Annotated in this window: 12 protein-coding genes; 4 read left to right on the top strand and 8 right to left on the bottom strand. The window is 72.0% G+C overall.

The window, feature by feature from the left end:
• Positions 1-233 precede the first annotated feature (233 nt).
• Together QP090_RS23685 and QP090_RS23690 are read left to right on the top strand one after the other, a co-directional pair.
• A complete protein-coding gene (locus QP090_RS23685) occupies positions 234-857 on the top strand; it encodes a lytic polysaccharide monooxygenase auxiliary activity family 9 protein (RefSeq protein WP_285941333.1) in 624 nt (207 codons plus the stop codon).
• Between the two features lie 174 nt (positions 858-1,031).
• Positions 1,032-2,576, top strand: a complete 1,545-nt coding sequence (locus QP090_RS23690) for a long-chain-fatty-acid--CoA ligase (protein WP_285941334.1) — start codon at positions 1,032-1,034, stop codon at positions 2,574-2,576.
• A gap of 77 nt (positions 2,577-2,653) precedes the next feature.
• On the opposite strand, the gene QP090_RS23695 is transcribed toward QP090_RS23690, so the two are convergent.
• The 3 genes from QP090_RS23695 to QP090_RS23705 all read right to left on the bottom strand — a co-directional run bounded on the left by QP090_RS23695 (position 2,654) and on the right by QP090_RS23705 (position 7,070).
• A complete protein-coding gene (locus tag QP090_RS23695; protein WP_285941336.1) occupies positions 2,654-4,675 on the bottom strand; it encodes a glycosyltransferase family protein in 2,022 nt (673 codons plus the stop codon).
• A 146-nt stretch (positions 4,676-4,821) separates the two neighbouring features.
• The gene (locus QP090_RS23700) at positions 4,822-6,066 is read right to left on the bottom strand and encodes a cytochrome P450 (RefSeq protein ID WP_285941338.1); all 1,245 of its coding nucleotides are present in this window, start codon (positions 6,064-6,066) and stop codon (positions 4,822-4,824) included.
• Between the two features lie 116 nt (positions 6,067-6,182).
• Positions 6,183-7,070 carry an alpha/beta fold hydrolase gene (locus QP090_RS23705; RefSeq protein WP_285941339.1) on the bottom strand — a complete coding sequence of 296 codons (888 nt, stop codon included), beginning with the start codon at positions 7,068-7,070 and terminating at the stop codon, positions 6,183-6,185.
• A gap of 132 nt (positions 7,071-7,202) precedes the next feature.
• On the opposite strand from QP090_RS23705, the gene QP090_RS23710 reads away from it, so the two are divergent.
• A complete protein-coding gene (locus tag QP090_RS23710) occupies positions 7,203-7,886 on the top strand; it encodes a hypothetical protein (protein WP_285941341.1) in 684 nt (227 codons plus the stop codon).
• A gap of 76 nt (positions 7,887-7,962) precedes the next feature.
• Here QP090_RS23710 and QP090_RS23715 read toward each other — a convergent pair whose 3' ends face one another.
• The 4 genes from QP090_RS23715 to QP090_RS23730 form a co-directional block, all read right to left on the bottom strand.
• Positions 7,963-9,228, bottom strand: a complete 1,266-nt coding sequence (locus QP090_RS23715; protein WP_285941343.1) for a class I SAM-dependent methyltransferase — start codon at positions 9,226-9,228, stop codon at positions 7,963-7,965.
• Between the two features lie 87 nt (positions 9,229-9,315).
• A complete protein-coding gene (locus QP090_RS23720; protein ID WP_285941344.1) occupies positions 9,316-10,683 on the bottom strand; it encodes an FAD-binding oxidoreductase in 1,368 nt (455 codons plus the stop codon).
• Between the two features lie 240 nt (positions 10,684-10,923).
• Entirely contained in the window at positions 10,924-11,436 is a 513-nt protein-coding gene (locus QP090_RS23725; RefSeq protein WP_285941345.1) for a DUF1707 and DUF4870 domain-containing protein, read from the bottom strand.
• A 143-nt stretch (positions 11,437-11,579) separates the two neighbouring features.
• Entirely contained in the window at positions 11,580-12,467 is an 888-nt protein-coding gene (locus QP090_RS23730; RefSeq protein ID WP_285941347.1) for a polysaccharide deacetylase family protein, read from the bottom strand.
• A gap of 182 nt (positions 12,468-12,649) precedes the next feature.
• On the opposite strand from QP090_RS23730, the gene QP090_RS23735 reads away from it, so the two are divergent.
• Entirely contained in the window at positions 12,650-13,021 is a 372-nt protein-coding gene (locus QP090_RS23735; protein ID WP_285941349.1) for a hypothetical protein, read from the top strand.
• 238 nt (positions 13,022-13,259) lie between these two features.
• Here the strand turns inward: QP090_RS23735 and QP090_RS23740 are convergent, their stop codons facing one another.
• Positions 13,260-14,330 carry a DUF4192 domain-containing protein gene (locus tag QP090_RS23740; RefSeq protein ID WP_285941350.1) on the bottom strand — a complete coding sequence of 357 codons (1,071 nt, stop codon included), beginning with the start codon at positions 14,328-14,330 and terminating at the stop codon, positions 13,260-13,262.
• Positions 14,331-14,378: the final 48 nt, after the last annotated feature.

Genomic DNA, 14,378 nt, shown 5'->3' on the forward strand with positions numbered 1-14,378 from the left:
GGTCCGCGGAACCGGCGCAGGCCGGATCCGGCCACCGGTCCACCCGTCCACCCGGACCGGTCCGGGTCGCGCCGCACCGACGGGCGGGTTGGGCCTTGACGTGCCGGTCCCGAGCGCCGAACCTCCTAGTCAATAGGAAGGTTTCCTATAAGAAGGGAGGTGTCCGGAGCTCCCCCGGCTGCCGACTCCGATCAAGGTCATCCCCCGCAGACCCCCCGCAAGGAGAACCGAGTATGCCCAGGAAACCACGCATCCCGAGACCCGCCCTCCCGAGGAAGAGGACCCTCGCCCTCGGCGCCGCCGCGGCCGTCGGCCTGCCGCTGGCGCTCGCCACGCCGGCCCTCTCGCACGGCTACACCACCTCGCCGCCGAGCCGCAGCTCGCTGTGCGCCACCGGCCAGGTGACCGGCTGCGGCGAGATCCAGTGGGAGCCCCAGAGCGTCGAGGGCCCCAAGGGGTTCCCCGGCTCCGGTCCCGCCGACGGCAAGATCTGCGCGGCGGGCGACAGCCGGTGGGCGCCGCTCGACGACCCGCGCGGCGGGCAGTGGCCGGCCACCGCGGTGTCCGGCGGCTCGTCGTTCACCATCTCCTGGAAGCTCACCGCGGTGCACGCGACCACCTCGTTCCGCTACTTCCTGACCAGGGACGGCTGGAACCCGTCCCAGCCGCTGACCAGGGCCGCGCTCGACTCCCAGCCGTTCCTCAGCCAGAGCTACGGGGGCCAGCGCCCGTCCAGCACGGTGTCGCACACCGGCACGCTGCCCGCCAAGCACGGCCGGCACCTGCTCCTGGCGGTGTGGGACATCGCCGACACCGGCAATGCCTTCTACTCCTGCGCGGACGTGAACTTCGGCTGATCCCGGCCCGCTCCCCGTCCGCGGGACCAACCCGCGCCGTCCCCCGTTGTGCACCGGACCAAATCGGCGCACAGGGGATGGCGCGGGCGGAAGCCGATGCACCAGGATGTGGCCAGCGATTCATACACTCGTCGGTAACAACCGCTGGTGAACCATCCCCGCGCGAGGAGAGCCATGCTCAACCTGTCGGTCCTGCTTGAGGATGCCGCCCGGGAGACGCCCGACCGCGACGCCGTCGTCTTCGGCGACATGCGGCTCTCGTACTCCTTCGTCGACTCGATCGCCAACCAGGTCGCCAACCTGCTCCGGTCGCGCGGCATCGGCCCGGGCGACAAGGTCGCGCTCTCCTCGCCGAACCTGCCCTACTTCCCGATGATCTACTTCGGCGCGCTCAAGGCCGGCGCGATCGTCGTCCCACTGAACGTGCTGCTCAAACCACGCGAGATCGCCTACCACCTGGCCGACTCCGACGCCAAGGCGCTGTTCTGCTTCGAGGGCGCCCCGCAGCTCCCGCTGGGCGAGATGGGCAAGGCCGGGTTCGACCAGGCCGACGGCTGCGAGCACTTCTTCCTGCTCCCGGCGAGCCTGGCCACCATCGAGTCCCCGATCGAGGGCGCCGAGCTGTTCTGGGCGGCGCTGGCGGGCCAGCCCGGCACCTTCGACGCGGAGCCGACCGAGGCCACCGACACCGCCGTGATCATCTACACCAGCGGCACCACCGGGCAGCCCAAGGGCGCCGAGCTGACGCACGGCAACCTGCTGACCAACGCGATGGTGGACGACACCCTGTTCGCCAGGACGCTGCACGACACCTCGCTGGTGACGCTGCCGCTATTCCACATCTTCGGGCAGACCTGCGTGATGAACGTGGGCTTCTACCGGCGGGCCACGCTGGTCATGCAGGCGAGGTTCGACGCCAAGGAGGCCATCGCGCTGATGGTCAAGGAGAAGGTGAACGTCTTCGCGGGCGTGCCCACCATGTACTGGGGCCTGCTCAACGACGACACCTCGGCCGAGGACCTGGCGGCCGTCCGGGAGAACCTGCGGGTGGCCGTCTCGGGCGGCGCGGCGCTGCCGATGGAGGTCATCAAGGGCATCAAGGACAAGTTCGGCGAGGACATCCTGGAGGGGTACGGACTGTCGGAGACCTCGCCGGTCGCCTCGTTCAACCGGCCCGACCGGCCCATCAAGCCGGGGTCGATCGGCCTGCCGATCTGGGGCGTGGAGATGAAGCTCATCGACGACGACTGGAAAGAGGTCGAGGGCGAGGGGCCGGGCGAGATCGCCGTCCGCGGGCACAACATCATGAAGGGCTACTACAACCGGCCCGAGGCCACCGCCGACGCCCTCCGCGACGGCTGGTTCCGGACCGGCGACGTGGCCCGCCGCGACGACGAGGGCTACTACTTCATCATCGACCGCTCCAAGGACATGATCCTCCGCGGCGGCTACAACGTGTACCCGCGCGAGCTGGAAGAGGTCCTGCTGACCCACCCGCAGGTCTCGCTGGTCGCGGTGGTGGGCGTCCCGCACGACACCCACGGCGAGGAGATCAAGGCGTACGTGATCCGCACCCCGGACGCCACGGTCACCGAGGACGAGCTGATCGCCTGGGGCAGGGAGCAGTTCGCCGCCTACAAGTACCCCCGGATCGTGGAGTTCCGCGACGAGCTGCCGATGACCGCCACCGGCAAGATCCTCAAGCGCGAGCTGCGCTGACCCGAGGCACCGCCCGGGCCCGGACGGCGGCGGCGATCACACTGCGCCGCCGCCGCCGTCGCTGCCGGCGGCGGCCGTCAGAACAGGACGTGCTCCTCGGCGAGGCCGTAGAACGCGAGCCGGCTGTCGGCGAGCAGTTCGAGGTCGCTCGGCCGCCAGGTGTGCCGGGTCGCGTCCGCGTGCCGGATGGTGATGAACGAGAACCGGTCCGCCGCGTACACCCGCACTCCGTCGGCGCGCAGCCGCCGGAACAGGTCGGTGTCCTCGCCGCGTCCGAGGTCGGCGAACCGGTAGGCGCGGATGAGGTCGCCCTCCCCCAGCAGCGCGCCGCCGCGCAGCACGTCCACGTACCGGTGCTCGTGCTCGGGATAGCGCAGCAGGGTCGCGCCGATCGAGGCGAGGTGGGCGTAGTGGGCGAGCTTCCCGACCACGCCCGCGTCGGTGTAGGAGAAGGCGGGCAGCAGGTCGGACAGGTAGTGCGGGCCGTACAGCTCGTCGTCGTCGATCTTGCCGAGGTGGGTCCCGTCGGCGGCGTCGATCGCGAGGTTGAGGCAGCCGCCGAGCGAGACCGAGCGGTCCGCCGCGATCACCACGACGTCGTCGACGCCCGCCGCGAGCGCCCGCTTCTCCACGTCCGCGGGGTCGAGGCCCAGCCCGTGCAGCACCAGGACGAGCTGCAAGGGCCGCCACGTCTGGCGCGCTGCCTGCTCGATGGCCGGGCCGATCTGCTCGGGACGGCAGGTCGGCAGGAGCAGCGAGACGGCCGGACGCTCCGCCTCGGCGAAGTGCGCCTCCCCGCCAGGGCGTTCCTCGTCCAGCATCCGCAGCACGGTGTCGATCCGGTGCCGGTAGGTGTGCGCCTCATGGACGCTCCGCACCGCCAGGTGCGCCTGCCGGTCGCGCAGCTCGGGACCGTTCAGGAGCGCGCGCAGCAGCCTCGACGCGTCCTTGCCGTCACGCGCGACCGGCCCGAACGCGGGCGACACGGCGGGTTCCCGGTGGTGGACGACCGGGACGCCCGCCGCCGCGGCCTCGACCGCCCGGCGCGGGTCCGGGGCGAGGAGCAGGCGGTAGCGCTTGCGCGCCGCGAGGGACGGACCGTACGGGAGCGGCGCCACGACCCGCTGGCGGTACATGTGCGGGAAGCCCGTCCCGTAGAAGTGGGCACCGAGGCGCGGCGCCGGGGCGATCAGTTGTTCGGCTGCGGCGTCGTACTCACCCTCGTACAGCAGCGGGTAGCGGCCCCGGTCCCCGGCTCTGACCGGGTTGTGCAGGCGGGGCTGGGCGGCGAACGGGAGCGCGTGGACGCGGTCGTGCCCGAGGCGTTCGCGGTGGGCCGGGACCGCGTCCGCGTCGACGGTGAAGACGTGGTCGAACAGCGCGGCGTCGGCGCTGAGGCCAGGGCCGGTGTCCCAGTACACCGACGGGACGCCGCGGTCGCGGCACCAGCGGGCCAGGTCGGCGATCGGGAGCCCGGTCGCGACGGGTTCGACGAGCAGCAGGCCGGGGCGTTCGGCCTCGAAGACCTCGCGCCAGTCGGCCGCGCCGAACCCGGAGACCTGCCGCCACTCGTACCGGAGCGAGGCCTCCAGGACCGGGCCGAGCACCACCGCCGCGGTGAGCCCCGGCCGGGCGACCGGGCCCTCGGGCACCTCGGCGGCGGGGACGTCGAGCGACTCGGTGTCGGCGACCTTGACCTCGGGGTGCCGCGGCGGACGGCGCTCGGCGGGCGGCTCGGGCGGCTCCGGTTCGGCCCGCAAGGCGCCGCGCAGCCGCCGGAACGACGCGGGCGAGGCCGGGCGCGCGCGGAACGCGGTGAGCGCGCCGCCCAGCCGCGCCCAGCGCCGCGTCGCCAGCGCGGCGATCTGCCATTCGGCCAGCTCGGCGCGGTGCTCCTGCGCGGCCCGCTCGCGGTCGAGGTCGCCGATGCGGCGGGCGGCGTCGGTGAGCGCGCCGGTGAGGCGGGCGATCTGGCGGTCGCGCTCGTCCCGCTCGTTCTCCAGCTCGGCGAGGCGCAGCCGCACGGCCGAGTTGTCGGCCGCCAGCAGGTCGCCCCGCGCCCGCAGCCCGGCGAGCTCGGCGGGGTCGGTCTCGGTCACAGGGCACTCCCGGGCGGGCGGTCGACGGCCGAACGCCGTCGCTTCGACGCGTCCACGCTAGAGCAGCGCCGCCCGTTCGCCGAGGATCTCGCCGCCCTGCCTCCGAGTGTTCACCCGCGCGTCGACCGGACGGGCCCGCCCGGCGGTCAGAGCGCGTACGGCAGGCGCTTGATGCCGTTGATGAAGTTGGACTCCAGGCGCTCGGGCTCGCCGTCGGCGCGGATGCCGGGGTGGCGGCGCAGCAGCTCCCGGAACATCACGGTGATCTCGCGGCGGGCCAGGTGCGCGCCGAGGCAGAAGTGCGGTCCGGGGCCGCCGAAGCCCACGTGCGGGTTCGGGTCGCGCAGGATGTCGAACCGCTCGGGTTCGGTGAAGACGGTCTCGTCGCGGTTGGCCGACCCGTAGTAGAGGAGGAGCTTGTCGCCCTCCTTGACCTCGTGGTCGTTCAGCATGGTGTCGCGGGTGACGGTGCGCCGCATCCAGATCACCGGCGAGACGTACCGGACGATCTCCTCCACCGCGCCGGGCATCCGGGCGTCGAAGCCGGCGGTGAGCAGGGCGCGCTGCGCGGGCTCGCGGGTGAACAGGTCCAGGCCGTGCGCGATGGCGTTGCGGGTGGTCTCGTTGCCCGCCACGACCAGCAGGATGAAGAACGAGCCGAGCTCCTGGTCGGTCAGCGACTCGCCGTCGATATTGGCGTTGACCAGCGCGGAGATGAGGTCGTCGGCGGGGTCCCGGCGACGCTCGCGGCCGATCTCCTCCACCAGGTCCTTGAGCGTCTGGCCCGCGGTGAGCAGGGCCAGCGCGTGCTGCTCGACGTCGCCGGTGGGCAGGAACTCGGCGTCGTTGCCGGCCAGGATCACGTTGGTGGCCTCGAGCACCGCGCGGTAGTGCTCGGCGCCGATCCCCATCATGTCGCAGATGATCTTCAGTGGGAGCCGGGCCGCGACGTCGGCGACGAAGTCGCCGGTGCCGTCGGCGCCGAGCCGCTCGGCGAGCCCGCCGGCGACCGCCTCGACCTGGTCCTCGAACCGCTGGATCATGCGCGGCGAGAAGGCCCGGGAGACGATCCGCCGGATCTTGGCGTGCCGGGGGTCGTCCATGCTGATCAGCGAGCCGAAGTACTCGTGCATGTCGCCGGGCATGTCCGGGATGCTGATGGCGCCCTTGCCCGAGCAGAAGTCCTGCGGGCGCCGGGACGCCTCGACGACGTCGGCGTGCCGGGTGAGCGCGTAGTAGCCCGGCCCCTTCGGCGCGATGATGATGTCGGGTTCCTCGAAGCGGATGAGCCCGGGCTCGTACCGCAGGATCCGGAACGCCGCGTGCCGCTCGTCCGGCGGGCGCCTCCAGAAACCCCAGTCCGTCAGGTCGATGTCCTCGACGCTCGGCATCACGCGACCCCCGCTGAATAGAATGGGATTCGGTTTACCTGAACCATCTCAAAGGAGAGCGGCATGCGGAGCCTGATCCCGGGTGACGCGCATCACATTCGAGTGCCCGGTGCGGCTCAGACGGCGATCCAGTCCATGATGAGGCGGCCGACCTCGGCGGGCCGGTCCAGGTGCAGGAAGTGGCCGCCGCCGGGCACGATCTCGGCGCGCGACCCCTCCGGCAGGAAGGCGAGCACCGCGTCCGGCCCGCCTCCCCGCATCACCGTGTCCGCCCCCAGGCAGCCGTCGTCGGCGCCGTGCAGGTAGAGGATCGGGCGCTCCCACTCCCCCGTGGTCGCCGCCTCCTCGGCCGCGTACCGCTCCACGAGCCGCGACGGGTCGAGCATGGCCCGGTAGTAGCCGATCGCCGCCGCGATGTTCGCGGGCGCGGCCAGGCAGTCCATCACGTGCCCGACGTCCTCGGACGCCTCGTACCCGGGCGACCAGTCGCGCCACAGCCCCTCGACGAACGTCCGGTCCAGCGCCATCTCCGCCAGCGGCGTCTGGAACAGGAACATGTAGAACGACCGCTTGAGCTGCTCGTAGTCGAGGAAGGTGTTCACCATCGCGGTGATCGGCGGGACGGCGAGCGCGACCACCTTGCGCCAGCGTCCGGGCGCGTGCCCGGCCGCACCATAGGTGGCGAACGCGCCCCAGTCGTGCCCGATGAGCACCGCGTCCGGGCCGCCGCCGAGCACCTCGTGCAGCGCGACCGCGTCGGCCGCCAGCGCCCCGCCCTGGTAGGCGCCGTCCTCGGGCACGGCGGTCGGGGCGTAGCCGCGCATGAACGGCGCGACCACCCGGTAGCCCGCCCCGGCGAGCAGCGGCATCAGGTGCCGCCAGGTGTGCGCCGAGTCGGGGAAGCCGTGCAGGCACAGCGCCAACGGGCCGTCCTCCGGCCCCGCCGCCAGGTAGGCGAACTCCAGCCCGTTCGCGGTGACCGTTCCAGTCGTGATCTCAGCCATGTCGATCTCCGTCATGTCCGGTGCGTCTCCTCGCCGGCCGGTGGCGCGGTCGTGGTGTACGTCACCCTTCTGAGGGCCAACCAAATTACAGTTCCACGCATCTTCTCCACACAGGCCTGCGAAAGGAACCCCATGACCGTCAGCCGGGCTGTGGCCCGCACGCTCGCCGGAGGCCTGACCGCGCTCTCCCTGACCGCGTGCCTGGGCGTCCGGGAGCCGGAGACGGCCGCCCCGCCGGCGAGCCCGCCCGGCACCGCCGCGCCGGAGACCACGCCCCCCGCACAGGCGGCGCCGAGCGGCTGGAAGACCGTCGGCGGGCCGGACAACGGCGTGCGCATCTCCATCCCGGAGGGCTGGGTTGACATCGCGATCTCCAACGGCGAGGCCGCCTCCGGGCTCGACCGGCTCGGGCTGAAGGGCGCCGACCGGGAGGTCATGATGCGCAGCATCTCCCAACTCCAGGAGCGCAAGGGCGTCTTCGCGGTCCTGGCCGCCTCGACGGAGACGCCCTTCGCCACGAACGTGAACGCGCTGTGCACCCCCTCGGGCGGCACGACCCTGGAGCAGGTCAAGGCCGCCACCCGGACGGGCCTCCAGCAGATCGGCGCGAGGAACGTCCAGGCCACCACCGCCACCATCGGCGGCCGTCCCGGCGTCCGCGCCACCTACGAGATGGCGTCCGCGCTGGGCACGCTGTCCGGCCACCAGGGACAGGTCCCCGACGGCGACCGCACCTGCACGGTGACGGTGACCGCCAAGCAGGGCGCGATGCCCGCGAGCACCGGCGACATCCTGAACACGATGGAGCTCCTCTGAGCCCGTCCCCTGGACGTACGACGGCGGGCGGCGGACCGGGTTCCGGTCCGCCGCCCGCCGTTCACCTCACGCGCGCTCAGGGCCCCCAGTCGGGACGCAGCGGCATGTGCGAGAGGCCGTCGTCGCCGACCTTCACGCCGAGGGTCTGGTGCAGCTGGATCCAGTTCTGCTCGAAGCCGAGCGCGGAACCGGCCATGTACACCCGCCACACCCGGGCGATGCCGTCGCCGACCTCGGCCACCGCCTCGTCCCAGTTCTCGTCCAGATTGCGGCACCAGCCGAGCAGCGTTCTGGCGTAGTGCTCGCGCAGGCTCTCCTGGTGCCGGATCTCGAAGCCCGCGTCGTTCATCTGCGACTGGATGTAGCCGGGCCCCTCCAGCTCACCGTCCGGGAACACGTACCGGTTGATGAAGCCGTTCTGCTTCATCGCGGGCGCCAGGTTGTCGGGACGGGTGATGGTGTGGTTGAGCATCCGGCCGCCCGGCTTCAGCTTCCCGTACAGGAACGAGAAGTACGCGGGAAGGTTGCCCTTGCCGATGTGCTCGGTGAGCCCGATGGAGCTGACCGCGTCGAAGCCGGTCTCGGTCACGTCCCGGTAGTCCATGTGCCGGACCTCGGCCAGCTCCGACAGCCCCCGGTCGGCGATGGCCTTCTGCGCCCACTCCGCCTGTTGCTTGGAGAGCGTGACGCCGAGCGCCTTCACCCCGTAGTGCTCGGCGGCGTGCATGACCATGCCGCCCCAGCCGCAGCCCACGTCCAGCAGCCGCATCCCCGGCTTGAGGCCGATCTTGCCGGCCACCAGGTCGTGCTTGTAGTACTGCGCCTCCTCAAGGGTGGAGTTCTCCTCGGGATAGCAGGCACAGGTGTAGGCCATCGACGGTCCCAGCACCATCTCGTAGAACGCGTTGGACACGTCGTAGTGGTGCGAGATCGCCTTGGCGTCGCGCCGCTTGGAGTGCCGGAGCCAGGTCGGCACGCGGCTGAACGGCGCCTCCTGCGGCGGCGGGTCCAGCCGCCGGCTGAGCGCGCCGCGCAGCAGCGGATCGCCCAGCACCGCGCCGAGGATCCGCCCCTTGTCGCGCGCCGTCACATCGCCGAGGACCTGCTGCATCGTCGACAGCGCGGTGTACATGTCACCGCTGACGTCGATCATGCCGCTGACGTACGCGCGCGCGAGTCCGAGCGCCCCTGGCGAATGCACCAGGTAGGACACCGCGTACGGCGAACGCACGTCGAACCTGATGTCGGCGCCGCTCACCCCCGCGCGCGAGCCGTCGTAGGCCGCGAACTCCACTGGCGCCTCAGCCCCGGCTAGCTGCTCGAAGACCCTGGCCAGCGTCATCTTGCTCCTCCTGTCTCTCCGCCCCGGCGGGGCGATGGGTTCCCCATCGGCCCCGACCAGGGCCCTCCCCCCGATACCGCGGGCGTTTCAGCGCCCGCGCACGCACTTGTCGTAGAGGTCCAGCAGCCGCTCGTCGGGGTCGTACGACGACTTGAGCCGCCGATAGGTTTCCCCGTCGTAGTACCGCCAGAACTCGTCCCGGCCGTAAAAAGCCGTCGAGTAGAGCGACTTGTGCCCGTCCAGGGCCGCCACCTCACGCTCGATCAGCCGGTTGTGGTACTCCGGGATCTGCCCTGGAGGCAGCCGCACCGTCCCCCAGAAGCCCACGTTCACATACGTCCGGCCCGGCTCCAGCGGGTAGAGCGGCCAGCGCTCCCGGGCCCGCAGCGGGCACAGCCAGATCGGGCTCATCCCGACCTTGGCGTGGAAGAACTCCAGGAACTCGGGCAGCCGCTCGACCGGCACCTCGATGTCCTGGATGACGTCCTCGCGGGGCCGCAGCCCCCGCCACCGCTCCACCCGCGCCACGACCTGGTAGCGGCGGTCGTAGGCCACCAGCTTCCGGTAGACGTCCGACCGCTTGGCCTTATCCGGCCACACCCGCCGCACGAGCGGGTTCTGCACCCCGAACGCGCCCGAGCACCAGAACCAGTCGGTGTCCCAGCGCCAGATGTAGTCGCGGACGGTCAGGAAGTCGACCGACCGCTCCTGGATGGACCGGTAGTAGATCCCCTGCCCGGTGTACTCGGAGGTGTACGGCGCGGTGTCGGCGAAGAACCCGAGCGTGATGTACTGCTCGCGCGGGCCGAAGACCGTGCCGTCCATGAAGTCGACGGTCTCGCCCTCGTACACCCCGCTGTCGGTGATCTCCGCCATCGCCCGCGCGCACGTCTCGGCGTCGTCGAAGCGCAGGTGCCGCACCCGGACGTACGACTTGACCCGGCGGAGCTCGATCTTGAGCCGCACGCTGTAGCCGAGCGTCCCGTAGGAGTTGGGGAACCCGTAGAACAGGTCCGCGTGCTCGTTGTCGCGCGTCGCGGTGACGACCCGGCCGCCGCCCGTCAGCACGTCCATCTCCAGGACGCCCTCGTGCGGCAGCCCGTCGCGGAACGAGGTGGACTCGATCCCGAGGCCGGTGACCGCACCGCCCAGCGTGATCGTCTTGAGCTGCGGCACCACCGTCGGCATCAGCCCGTGCGGGAGGGTCGCGTCCACCAGGTCCTCGTAGGTGGTCATCCCCTGGACCTCGGCCGTGCGCGCGTCGGCGTCGACGCTCAGCACCTTGTCGAAGCCGGACACGTCCAGCCCCGGCGCGTCCGAGGGGTCCCGCCACCGGAACAGGTTCGAGGTCCGCTTGGCCAGCCGCACCGGCGAACCCGCCGGAATCGCCGCGTACGACCGCTCGAGCGCCTCGACCGCCCGCTGGTGATCACCGTTGATCAGAAGCTCCGTCATCTACCCCTCCCGGACACAGTAAATCGATCATCCCATGTATCTTCCACATAACTAGGACGTTAGGGTCATCACAGGTCGCGAGGGGAATAAAACGATAGGCGAAAACCGAGAGGCCGCCTCCGCGCGTGCAGCGCGGGGCAGCCCCAGCCCCTGACGACCGCGGCCCCCCGCGGTCATATCAGCCTTTCCTCGATGCCTCCCCGCGACACCCCGCCATCGTCCGAACCCGCCGCCCCCGGGCTACTTCACCAGCCGCAGGATCCACGGATAGCGGAAGTCCTGCCCGCTCAGCGCCATCAGCGCCGCGATGCCCGCCGCGATCCACGTCACCGCGTACAGGATCCCGCCGAGCCCGAACGTCACGATCGTGACCACCAGCACCGTCAGCTGGAAGTTCACCGCCTCCGCCGCGTGCCGGCGCACGTACTCCGACCGCCTGCCGCTCAGCAGCATCAGCACCAGCGGCCCCACGAACAGCGTGACGTACCCGATCCCGTGCGCGACCGCGGCCAGCATCCGGTCCTCCCCGCTCACCGCCTCGGCCGGCCGCCGGTCCGGCTCCGGCGGCACCAGGTCCCTGCACACCACCGCGAGGTCCGACCGGGTCTTGGCCGTCATGGCCAGGTGCATGCGCATCTCGAACTCTTCATGATCGACGCGCCCGTCCGCGTACGCCTCCTGAAGCCGCTGGATGACCGGTTCCCGTTCGGCGTCCGAGACCCGCAGGTCCCCCACCGTGTGGCTGCTGTCCATATCCCCCATCGTCGGCGCCCCGTCTTCCCGCTGCCATCGGGGAAGACCCTGACCCGCCCCTGAGATGCCCCTCCTCCCAAGCCCGGCGGCCCCGCCCACGCTCCCCCTGCGTCCCGCGACCCCCGGCCGGCAGACGTCCGGGATCAGCGATCCGCTGGGGCGGCTGTGCCCGGGGTCTCCGGAGACGGGGTCCTGGTCGGCGCCTTTCGGGGGGCCGGGCGCTGGATGTACTTCTTGCCCGGGGTCATCGGGTCGCCGTACAGCTCGGAGACGGTGACGAAGACGTAGCCCTTGGCGGCGAGGCGCTTGATGATCCCGGGCACCGCCGCGACGGTGGTCGGGTGGATGTCGTGCATGAGCACGATGTAGCCGGGCCTGGTCGCGCGCACGACCTTGCGCTCGACGGCGGCGCTGTTGCGGATCTTCCAGTCGAGCGGGTCGACCGTCCACAGGACCTGGGCCAGCCCCAGCCGCTTGGTGGCGGCGGCCAGCTTGGGCCCGGTGGACCCGTACGGCGGCCTCATCAGCCTGGGCGAGACGCCGCCGGCCCGCTGGATCGCGTGCTGGGTCCGGGTCAGCTCCGACATGATCTTCGTGGTGGAGGCGCGGCCGAGGTCGGCGTGCGTGTAGCTGTGGTTGCCGAGCTCGTGCCCTTCGGCGTGCTCGCGGCGGACGAGCGCGGGGTAGGTCCCGGCGTTCCCGCCGACCATGAAGAAGGTGGCCTTGACCTTGCGCTCGGCGAGGATGTCCAGCAGCTTGGCGGTGCTGTTCATCGGGCCGTCGTCAAAGGTCAGCGCGACGCACTTCGCTTGCCCGCAGTCGACCGGCGGCGGCGTGGGCTTGGGCGGCGGTGCCGCCTCGCCCTCGCCGCGGCCGCTCACCAGGACGCCGGAGCCCGAGCCTGGGCCGGCCCCGGCCGCCGCCGTCGTCGTCGTGGTGGGGGCCATCGTGCTCAGCCAGCCGCAGACCGCCGCCGCGACGACCGCGGCGGACCATCGCCGGGCCAGGCCCGCCCCGTGCCGCGCGTCCATGAACGCCCCCTCGCCCCCGCTTGTTGATCACTCGAGTCCGCCAGTTTAGGGCTGGACCACCCCCCGCCCACCGGACAACGGGGCTGTGTCGGGGAACCCGCGCGCGGGGAAGGATCGTTATGGTCGTACACGCACGGTGACTCCGGGATCCGCCCGGGGCTGGCAGACGACGGAGCAACGCGATGAGGTTCCGGGACCGCTTCGGGATCCGCAAGAACCGCGGGTCCACGGTGACCAGGCTCGACCGCGAGGCCACCGACTCCGACATCGAGGCCCTGATCGCGTTCGCCCGCTCCCGCCCCGGCGTCGAGTTCTATGTGGAGCCCGAGACCTTCGCCACCGACACCACCGCCGTCGCCGTCGCCACCGACGGCGAGTGGACCCGCCGCCGGGTCGGCTCCCCCAAGGTCATCGGCAAGGTCGCGCGCGACCTCGCGCTGCCGATCTACGACGTCCAGATCGTCGGCTACCCGCCGCGCATGCGCGCCTGGAACGACCGCAACCGAGACCGCCGCATCGACCCGGGCACCCCCGGCGAGGCCGTCTCCTCCTGACAGCCCGAGTCCGCGCGAGCTCGGCCTGGTCCTCAACACCGCCGTGCTGTGGACCACCCGCTGCCCGAGGTCGGCCGGCCGCCGAGATCGACTGATGGGGCGGCTGCCGACGGGCCTCCCCTGCCGAACGCCGGCCGGCGTTTCTGAGGTGATGAGGGACGCGGTGACGGGTCGATGGCGCGGACGTGGGTGGCCCGGCATCCGGGCAAGGGGTGGTCGGGAGATGCCGGGCTCTGGGTCAGCCGGCCTTATGGGTCTCCTCTCCGGGGGAGCCGTCCCCCTGGTCGGTGTAGGCGGCTGCCAGTTGTTCGGGGGTCATGCGCATCTGGGCCTGGGACGGGGGGATGCCGGCGGCGATGACCTCCCGGAGCAGGAACGCCATCGAGTAGCGGGGGTCGGCGTCGCAGGCGCGGTCGAGGGCGATGTTGGCCAGGCCGCCGTCACCGGCCGAGTAGGCGGCGAACGCCAGCAGGCACGCGGGGGCCGCGGCGTAGGGGCGTTCGACGCGGCGCAGGATGTCGCGCCAGAACGCGATGTCGGCACCGGGGGCGTCCTGGTCGACGCGTATCCAGGCCTCGTCGCGGACGCGCAGGCTGGTCAGCAGGACGCCGAGCCAGGCGGTCTCGTCGTGGCTCGGGGGGCCGTCGCGGGTGCGGGCCAGCAGGCCGGGCAGCAGGGCCAGGCCCTCTTGGGAGAGGCGGGACTGGATCTGGGCGTGGCCGAGACCGTCGCGCGCCCAGTTCAGGAAGCGCCGCTCGGCCCGGCCCGTGGCGGCCCGCATGGCGGTGCGGACGAGGCCGCCGACGGGCTCGACGGAGCGGACGAGTTCGGCCCGGTCGGCGAGGGCCACCTGCCCGGCGAAGGTGGCCTGGGCGGCGATGGCGCTGCCCGAGCTGTCGTACGGCGTGCCGCCGGGCGGGCAGCAGGTCTCGTCGGGGCAGGTGAGGGACCACCAGCGGCCGTCCGCGATCCGGATGGCCTCGGGGACGGCGAGGCCCCGTGCCTCCAGGGCCGCGCTCATCGGGCCGACGGCGAGGGCGACCTCGTCGGCCGGCCCGTAGCCGAGCAGCAGGGCGCCGCGAAAGGCGTTGCCCGCGAGCATGGCGGCGACCCGTTCGGCCGCCTCGCCGGTCAGCTCGGCGGAGGGCAGGTCGAGGCGGATCGCGCAGGTCTGGTGGGGACCGGAGAAACCGATCACGACGAGGCTGCGGGACGGGTGGAAGCCCAGCAGGTAGGGGACGGCTGCGATGGCGTCTGGGGCGGTGCGGATCACCAGTGGTGTCGGGCCGCCTCCCGGCGTGGGATGCATGACTCGACGCTCGCAGGACCGCGGGGCCCCGGATACTGGAATCGCGTT

Origin of the sequence: Actinomadura xylanilytica (assembly GCF_030283145.1) — a bacterium.
Taxonomy (GTDB): domain Bacteria; phylum Actinomycetota; class Actinomycetes; order Streptosporangiales; family Streptosporangiaceae; genus Spirillospora; species Spirillospora xylanilytica.